Origin of the sequence: Cellulophaga sp. BC115SP (assembly GCF_009905545.1) — a bacterium.
Taxonomy (GTDB): Bacteria; Bacteroidota; Bacteroidia; order Cytophagales; family Spirosomataceae; genus Flectobacillus; species Flectobacillus rivi.
On record NZ_JAAALB010000059.1, the window covers coordinates 18,478 to 28,910 of the forward strand.

The 10,433-nt window shown below is 40.6% G+C and carries 2 protein-coding genes; both read right to left on the reverse strand.

Annotated elements, in window-relative coordinates; translation table 11 throughout:
- Window positions 1-110: 110 nt before the first annotated feature.
- Complete coding sequence (locus tag GVN22_RS24430; protein WP_166553627.1) at window positions 111-1,895, reverse strand: gliding motility-associated C-terminal domain-containing protein; 1,785 nt, start codon at window positions 1,893-1,895, stop codon at window positions 111-113.
- 375 nt (window positions 1,896-2,270) lie between these two features.
- Window positions 2,271-10,433 (reverse strand): SdrD B-like domain-containing protein (locus GVN22_RS24435; RefSeq protein ID WP_304487895.1); only part of this gene is annotated, 8,163 nt, incomplete at its 5' end.

Genomic DNA, 10,433 nt, shown 5'->3' on the forward strand with positions numbered 1-10,433 from the left:
AACTCGGTTTAAGACGCAAAGCATTGCATCTCTAAGGATGATATGCAACTTTCAAAATCACTCATTCACTCAATCGCCACTCACTAAATTTGATAATGACTCTTATTGCATTATCTAAATATGGCCAATGTACCTTTGAGTTCTAGCTCAGGATGATCAGGAAACGGAATAATATGATAAGTATAGGTTCCCATCGGTAGAACACTCCCGTTATAAGTTCCATCAAAACCTCCGTAATTTCCGTAAGAATAGTAGGCTATTTCGCCCCATCGATTAAATACCCGTACTTCTGCATTAGGATAGGCAGTTATGTTTGTTAACTCCCAAGTATCATTAAATCCATCGCCATTAGGAGTGAACACATCAGGAATCCAGATTTTTTCAAACACTACGACATCTACCGATTTTTCATCACTACACGTTGAACTGAAAGGACTTTCCACTTTCAGTGTATAAGTCTGCGTTGCAGTAGGATTGGCTATCGGTGTTGGAATTCGTGGGTTGCTTAACGCTATATTAGGAGTCCAAGTATAAAGGTAGGTAAGATCGGTATAATTGCTTTGAAGCATTACACTTGATCCCTTCCACATAAACTCCATACGAGCAAACTCAATTTTAGGTATTTCATGAATTATCACATCTTGGTTGGCTGTTCCATTAAGGCAGCTTAACGTTCCTCTAACTTCATAGTTTACGGTATGTTTTCCTACGCCTAATTTGGCATAATCAAACTGCGTTGCAGCAATACCATCAATGGTAAATGTACCGCCGATAGGAGTACCTTCCAAAGGAACTGCAGGATAATTGAGTCCACAAACTGAGGGTATATTGGTAATTTTGGGTTGAACCTGATTAACAAATTTTGCCGTGAATAGCTTTTCTGCACTACACTCTCCATCCGAGACCTTCACTTTATAATCGGCATCACTGGTAATTGTCAGTTTGCTACCTACCTCCGAAAGCACGGTACTATTTTGAGACCATTCATAACTTACAAAACCTGTGGTAGCTTGTAAACTGGCAGGTTGACCATTACAAAAATCTGTACCCCCAGTGCTACTTGTAAGTGTTACTTGAGGGTCTTTTACGACAATTTGAACACTGTCCTCTAAATTCGGACAGCTATTATTTTGAGGTAAAGAATAAAAGATTTTATGAGTCCCAACTTTGGCATCTTGTGGTGAAAAAAAGCCCATAGAGGTATTGGTAATACCAGGACCTCTGAAAGTACCTCCAGCATAATTTACCGAAAGATTAAAGCCTGCTGTACTTACACCACATACGGTTGGAACAGGCGTAATGACTGGTTGTTGTAGGGGAAAATAGGTAATTTCATAAGGAGTAGATGACTTTACACAACCTGTAGTTCTATCTATTACTTCGAGTACATATTTACCTTCTTTGGTGGCCTGAATGACAGTATTATTATTATTCAGTGAGTTATTATTGAGTCGCCAATTATAAAAAACATTAGTGACTGTATTTGCTCGAAGCTCTAGGGAATTACCTTTACAGATTTGATTGGTGGCTACAGCGGGCGTAATTTCTGAAATTGGAGCTACCAAATCTATAACCGTTACTTCTGGAAATCTAACAGTTGATTCGTCAGATTTACGGATGGCAAAAAGTCTATATCTACCTGATTCTGTAATATTCAAATCACTACCATTGATACCTCCCACCCCATTCACATTAGCCGACCAGCTTTGTGAAGATACCACGAACTGTTGCCAACTAAAACCTGAATAATCATCGGGATTATCAACATACAAACGTAGAGAACTGTTAGGGCAAATACCTAAACCATCCATCTTAATTTGCTGTGCAAATGACGAAGAATAACTTAGGAATAATATAGCGAAAAAGGCAATATATCGGTAAATCTTTGAGGGCATATAAGTTAGTAATCGAAATTGTAGGAAATACTTTTTGATATGGGCTATTTGTAAAATTCAGGAATGAAGAGTTATTTCTTTGGTGCTGTTAATGTAAATTTTCTATCACACATTTACCCAAAATTCTTTTCTAAAACAGCGTTCAAGGTATAATCCTGATTCTCAATAAGATTGACAAATTTACTGTAATTAACGTTGCAATACAATTGAATATTTTCCAGATACTCTTTTCCAAAAAGAAACCCCTTCATCAATTGACAAAGGGGTTTGCTAATATGGGATAAGATAGAGTCTTCGCTCGCGATGAAAACTTCCGTTAATTAATTGGTCCCATTTCTTATTATCTTTTTAGAAAAGGCATTTGCCTAATTCTGTTTATCTCGCTGATTTTTGGATTGTAATTGGAACACATTCCTGAGGTCCGCAATCACAAGCCACTGGCTGAATTCTCACTACTTGATCTGTAAAACAACCGTTGGCATTGAATACTCGAATCGTGTAGGTTTTTGTTGCCGTTGGATTCGGAATATTAGCCATCAAAATACCATTTGTAGGAATGACAGTTGCTGTCGCAAAGTTTTTCGTTCCTGTGTAAGTTGAAGCTTCAACAATGTCATATTTATCTCCAGTATTGAAACCTGCGATACGAATTGAGCCATTGTTTAGCGTAGTTGTTTTGTTACATTCTGAGTTAGTGACAATCGGAACAAAGTTTGGTTTTGCATAAACCATTACGTCTGTTGTAGCAGTTGCTACACAACCATTGGCAGAAACCGTTACCATATAAATACCTTGTGACAAGGCACTCGCTCCTGATACTACAGGGTTTTGCGCTGTCGAAGTAAATCCGTTAGGACCTTCCCAGCTATATGAAGTACCACCACTTGCACCGAGTGTAATCGAAGAGCCAGCACAAGCACTTACTGAAGTAGCCGTTGCATTTACAGTATTTTTAGTTACTGCTACCGTTGTAGTTGCTTCACAATTTTTATCAGTAATCACTTTCACCGTGTAAGTTCCCTCTTGGGTAATCGATACCGTTTGAGATGTTGAGCTAAATCCGTTTGGACCTGTCCACAAGTAAGTTTGACCACTAGTTACACCTGAATTAATGGTTAACTGTGTTGAAGCATCTGAGCAGAACGCCGTAGCACCTGTTACTACTGTAGCTGCTTTAGGATTCTGAGTCACATTGAATACTTGAACAGATTTACATCCATTAGCTTCCGTAATATTCACCGTATAAGCTCCAGCAGTTGATACGCTAATTGAAGACGTTGTTGCTGAAGTATTCCAACTATAAGTAGCATTGGTAAATCCAGTGACTGCCAAAGTTGTTGTACTACCTTCACAGAATTCAACTGCTTTAGTCGTTGTTGGAATAGGACTCACTGTAATACCAACTGTCGCAGTAGTTGTACAACCAGAATTACCTTCGATAGTGACTGTATATGTTCCTGAATTACTTACTGAAACATTCGACAGTACAGGGTTCGTTGTTGTGGCAGTAAAGCTTGCTGGGCCGCTCCATGAGTAAGATTTTACTCCCGAACCAACCGTTGCATTTACATTCAAATTAACCGAACCACCTGAACAAACAGTTGTCGCACTTGCTGAAGCATTTACATTAAATGTTTCAGTTGTCAAAGTTACGGTTCCTGTCGCAGAACATCCATTATTTGTTACTACCACTTGATAACTTCCTGCTGTACTTACATTAATCACTGCGGTATTGGCAGTAAATCCATTTGGACCAGTCCAAGCAAAAGTACCACTAGAGTTTGCCGTAAGTGCGACTTGACCACCTGGACAGATTACTCTATTTCCAGAAATAGTCACCACTGGATTTTCTTTTACCGTCAAGCTTGCCGTTGCAGAACCTACACAACCTAATGAAGTAGTTCCTACCACTGTATAAACTCCATTCATTGTGATAGTCGCACTATTTGAAATCAAGGCTTGAGCAGATGTTGAAGTAAATCCGTTTGGACCTGTCCATGAATAAGTACTTGCACCTGTAGCTGTCAGTTGAGCAACTCCTCCTACACAAACCTCAACATTAGATACACTTATCGTTGCCGCAGGATTTACTGTCACACTTGCAGTAGCTGTACCAATACAACCTATAGCATTAGTTCCTGTTACCGTGTAAACTCCTTGCGTGTTTACTGATGGTGACGCTCCTGTTGCCGTAAAGCCGTTTGGTCCTGTCCATGAATAAGTACTTGCGCCTGTTACACTCAAATTCAAACTCTGTCCTTGACAAATCGTTCCGCCCGTAGCTGTCAGTACTGGTAAAGTATTTACTGTTACCTGAACTGTTGTTGAAGCACTACAGATATTGCCATCACTTACTACTACAGTGTAAGTTCCAGAATTTGCCGTGGTCGCACTTGCAATCGTTGGGTTTTGCTGTGTCGAAGTAAAGCTTGATGGGCCACTCCATGTGTAATTAGAACCTGAACCATTAGCCTTCAATTCGATGGTTTGACCTTGACAAACTACCGTATTTACTAACGTTGCACTTACTGTTGGTAGAGCATTTACTACTACATTCACTGTCGCAGTCGTCGTTGCTGAACAAGCATTATTAGCTGTTACTGTCAAGGTATAAACTCCCGATTGCGCAGTGGTTACACCATTGATTGTTGGACTTTGACTTGTACTTGTAAAGCTTGCTGGACCACTCCATGAGTATTGCGATACCGTTGGTGTTCCTGTTACTACTGTCGTAAGTTTCACTGTTGAACCTGCACAGTATGTATTTTTATCAGTGCTTACACTAATTTGTGCTGCTGGACAATTGACGCCCGCATCAACAGTCAAGTTCGATGTGCCAGGAACTGTGATTGATACTACACCAGTTGTACCTGTCAAATCAGCATCACTATCTTTTGTATCATCACCGCCAGCGTCTTTCGTTGAAATCACATAGCCTGCTGGTAAAGTACTTGTCGAGAACACGACTTTGTAATCTCCTAAACCTAGGTAATCAAATCCATAGATACCAGAAGAATTTGTCGTAGTCGTTGCTAAGATATTCCCTAAACCATCCGTTAAGGTAACTGTTACATTGTTTACCCCATTAAGCGGTGTTTCGTTTTGGATACCATCTCTGTTGGTGTCATACCAAACTAAATCTCCAATTTTTGAAGGTTTGAATAAACCAAAATCAACCGTCAAATTGGAATTATTATCAGTATCTCCATCATTTGTTGGTTCTGTTGATGGATATAAGGTAATTGACTTAGTTTGAATCTCTGCACCTACTAGTGTTCCATTATCATCATTATTTACATCATTGTCAGGATCTGGTGTCGCACTACCTTCATAAGGTCCTGTTGCGCTACCGTTTTTACCTGTTGATGAAATATAGCCTGCTGGGGCAATGATGCCTACGATATAATTATCTGGTTCAAGACCTGTAAATAAATAGTTACCAGTAGAAGTTGTCACCTGTGTCGCTATTGCTACTCCATCTGGAACATTATCGTTGTTTGTATCACGATAAAGTTTTACCGTAACATTTGAAATACCTGACTCGCCAGCATCTTTAATACCGTTGTTATTCAAATCATCCCATACTAAATCGCCAAGTTTCAAACATTTGTCTATTGTAACTGATACCGTAGCGGTAGCACTACAATTATTGCTGTTGGTTACAACAACTGTGTAAACTCCAGCATTTACACCTGTCGTATTTGGAATAGTTGGGTTTTGAGATGTACTGCTAAAGCTATTAGGACCACTCCACAAATAACTTCCTCCTACTCCTGCACCACTAGCTTCTAAAGAAAGTGTCAGTCCTTGGCATAAAACACTACCTGTTGGACTTACTGCTGTTGCAGTTGGAAGAGGGTTCACTGTCACACTTGCAGTAGCTGTACCAATACAACCTATAGCATTAGTTCCTGTTACCGTATAAACTCCTTGCGTGTTTACAGATGGAGAAGCTCCTGTTGCCGCAAAGCCGTTTGGACCTGTCCATGAATAAGTACTTGCACCTGTTACTCCCAAATTCAAACTCTGTCCTTGACAAATCGTTCCGCCCGTAGCTGTCAGTACTGGTAATGTATTTACTGTTACTTGAACTGTTGTTGAGGCGCTACAGATATTACCATCACTTACTACTACAGTGTAAGTTCCAGAATTTGCCGTGGTCGCACTTGCAATCGTTGGGTTTTGCTGTGTCGAAGTAAAGCTTGATGGGCCACTCCATGAGTAATTAGAACCTGAGCCATTAGCTTTCAATTCGATGGTTTGACCTTGACAAACTACTGTATTTACTAACGTTGCACTTACTGTTGGAAGAGCATTTACTACTACATTCACTGTCGCAGTCGTCGTTGCTGAACAAGCATTATTAGCTGTTACTGTCAAGGTATAAACTCCCGATTGCGCAGTTGTTACACCATTGATTGTTGGACTTTGACTTGTACTTGTAAAGCTTGCTGGACCACTCCATGAATATTGTGATACCGTTGGTGTTCCTGTTACGACTGTCGTAAGTTTCACTGTTGAACCTGCACAGTATGTATTTTTATCAGTGCTTACACTAATTTGTGCTGCTGGACAATTTACACCTGCATCAACAGTCAAGTTCGATGTACCAGGCACTGTAATTGATACTACACCTGTTGTTCCTGTCAAATCAGCATCACTATCTTTTGTATCATCACCGCCAGCGTCTTTCGTTGAAATCACATAGCCTGCTGGTAAAGTACTTGTAGAGAACACGACTTTGTAATCTCCTAAACCTAGGTAATCAAATCCATAGATCCCAGAAGAATTTGTCGTAGTCGTTGCTAAGATATTTCCTAAACCATCCGTTAAAGTAACCGTTACATTGTTTACTCCATTAAGCGGTGTTTCATTTTGGATGCCATCTCTGTTGGTGTCATACCATACTAAATCGCCAATTTTTGAAGATTTAAATAAACCAAAATCAACGGTTAAGTTAGACGTATTATCGGTATCACCATCGTTTACAGGCTCTGTATAAGGAACTAATGTAATTGCTTTAGTGATAATTTCAGCACCTACTAATGTTCCATTATCATCATTATTTACATCATTGTCAGGATCTGGCGTGGCACTACCCTCGTAAGGTCCTGTTGCGCTACCATTTTTACCTGTTGATGAAATATAGCCTGCTGGTGCAATAATGCCTACGATATAATTATCTGGTTCAAGACCTGTAAATAGATAGTTACCTGTAGAAGTTGTTACCTGTGTCGCTATTGCTACTCCATCTGGAACATTATCGTTGTTTGCATCACGGTAAAGTTTTACCGTAACATTTGAAATACCTGATTCGCCAGCATCTTTAATACCGTTGTTATTCAAATCATCCCATACTAAATCGCCAAGTTTCAAACATTTGTCTAATGAAATACTGATGGTAGTTGCAGCAGTACATCCATTCGCATCTGTAACTGTCAAAGTATAAACACCTGCATAAGTTGGTGAAGAAATTGGTATAGTTGGATTTTGAATTGTAGAGCTATATCCAGCAGGACCAGCCCATGAGTACGAACCACCTATTCCGCCTCCATTACCATACAAACTAATAGGAGCACCTTGACAAATTATCGTTCCACCTTCACTACTAGCAGTGGCTGTTGGAACTGGATTAACAAATACAAATATTTCTGATGTTGCTGTACATCCAAAACTATCTGTCGCTTTTACATTATAGAATCCTTCATTTGCCTCTTGCGCACCCGAGATTGTTGGGTTTTGACTTGTACTAGCAAAGCTACTAGGACCACTCCATGTGTACGAAGAAATAGTTGCCCCACTTGCAGCAGTTCCATTTGCTTTCAATTCGATTGTCGAGTTATTACAAACTGTAGCATCAGTTACAGAAGCTGTTACTGTAGGTTTTGTTCTAACTACTACTTCTACGGTAGCAGTACCTGTACAACCTCCCGTTCCTGAAACGGTTACGGTATAGATACCATTCAAGCTAGTACTTGCATTTGTTAAAGAAGGAGTTGCTGAGGTTGATGAATAACCATTTGGTCCTTCCCACAAATATGAAGTTCCACCAGATGTTGATAAAGTCACTGTTCCTCCAATACAAACTGGAGAGTTAGTTGTTGCAACTGGTGTTGGTTTGCTGTTATAAATAACATCTACTGAGCGTCTTGAACCTACCGGTGTCTCACAGCTTGTAGTAGTATTTTTACAAGAAACAAAATAAGTAGCATTGGCAGATACTGCTACAGTATAAGCATTTCCAGAAGTCAACATTGTTGTTGAGCTTTGTGAACTATACCAAACAGGCGTTAAACTTGCATCTCTACAGTTTGCAGTAAGTGTTAAATTACCCGTACCACAAACAGAACCACCTTGAACATCAGCAGAAGCTGGTGCATCAGGAATAAGATTCACAGTACCTACCACTGGAGTTCTTCCGCCAATAGCTACCTCACAAAGCGTGGTGTTGTTTTTACATGCCACATAATATGAAGTCGTTGCTGAAATACTTGGACTATAGCTTGTACCTGTTGACAAGACTGTAGTCGATGTCTGGCTTGCATACCATTGTACCGTTTCTCCTGCTCCACAAGTAGCTCCTAAAGTCAATACGCCACTACCACATCTCGAATTGTTTGTGACATTACTTGGACTTGGTGCTGGTGGTATTGGATTTACCGTTCCTATTACTGCTTGACGTGAGTTCGTCGCCGTTTCGCAAGTTGTTGTATTGTCTTTACAGCCTACATAATAAGTTGTCGTTGCGGTGATACTTGGTGCGTAGCTTGTACCTGTTGTCAATACACTTGTCGATGTTTGACTCGCATACCATTGTACTGTTTGTCCTGATGAACATACTGCACTTAAGTTTACTACACCACTACCGCATACTGCGCCACCTTGTACACTTGATGAGCTTGGTGCTGGTAGGTTTGGATTTACCGTGCCTACTACACTTTGACGGGTTCCTGATGTTGTCTCACAAGTTGTCGTGTTGTCTTTACAACCTACATAATAGGTTGTCGTCGCTGTCAAACTTGGACTGTAGCTTGTACCTGTTGTCAACACACTTGTTGATGTTTGGCTTGCATACCATTGTACCGTTTGTCCTGTTGAACATGTCGCTGTCAAGGTCACTACACCAGCTTCACATCTTGAAGCGCCTACTACATTATTAGCACTTGGTGCACTTGGAATTGGGTTAACCGTTCCGATTACTCCTTGACGTGTTCCTGTTGCTGTTTCACAATTCGTTGTATTATCTCTACATGCTACATAGTAAGTAGTCGTTGCCGTGATGCTTGGTGCATAGCTTGTACCTGTCGTCAATACACTTGTTGAGGTTTGACTTGCATACCATTGTACTGTTTGACCTGTCGAACATGTTGCACTTAAGTTTACTACACCGCTTCCACATACTGCGCCATTCGTTACATTTCCTGAACTTGGGGCACTTGGGATTGGGTTAACTGTGCCTACTACTGATTGACGTGAGTTCGTTGCAGTCTCACAAGTCGTAGTATTATCCTTACAACCTACATAATAAGTCGTCGTCGCTGCTATACTTGGTGCATAACTTGTGCCTGTCGACAATACTACTGTCGATGTTTGACTTGCATACCATTGTACCGTTTGCCCTGTCGCACAGGTTGCACTTAAGTTTACTACACCGCTTCCACATACTACGCCACCTGATACATTACCTGCACTTGGTGAACTTGGGATTGGGTTTACTGTCCCTACTACTGCTTGACGTGAGTTTGTTGCAGTCTCACAAGTTGTTGTATTGTCTTTACAACCTACATAATAAGTTGTCGTTGCGGTGATGCTTGGTGCATAACTTGTACCTGTTGTCAAGACACTTGTTGAACTCTGACTTGCATACCATTGTACCGTTTGTCCTGATGAACATACTGCACTTAAGTTTACCACACCACTACCACAGACTGCGCCACCTTGTACACTTGATGAACTTGGTGCTGGTAGGTTTGGATTTACTGTACCTACTACACTTTGACGGGTTCCTGATGTTGTTTCACAAGTTGTCGTATTGTCTTTACAACCTACATAATAGGTTGTCGTTGCTGTCAAACTTGGACTGTAGCTTGTTCCTGTTGTCAACACACTTGTTGAACTCTGACTCGCATACCATTGTACCGTTTGACCTGTTGAACATGTCGCTGTCAAAGTCACTACGCCAGCTTCACATCTTGAAGCGCCTACTACATTACTTGAACTTGGTGCACTTGGAATTGGGTTAACTGTTCCGATTACGCCTTGACGGGTTCCTGTTGCTGTTTCACAATTCGTTGTGTTATCTCTACAAGCTACATAATAGGTTGTCGTTGCCGTGATGCTTGGTGCATAACTTGTACCTGTTGTTAATACACTTGTTGATGTTTGACTTGCATACCATTGTACTGTTTGACCTGATGAACATGTTGCACTTAAGTTTACTGCACCACTTCCACATACTGCACCATTCGTTACATTTCCTGAACTTGGGGCACTTGGGATTGGGTTAACTGTTCCTACTACTGCTTGACGTGAGTTCGT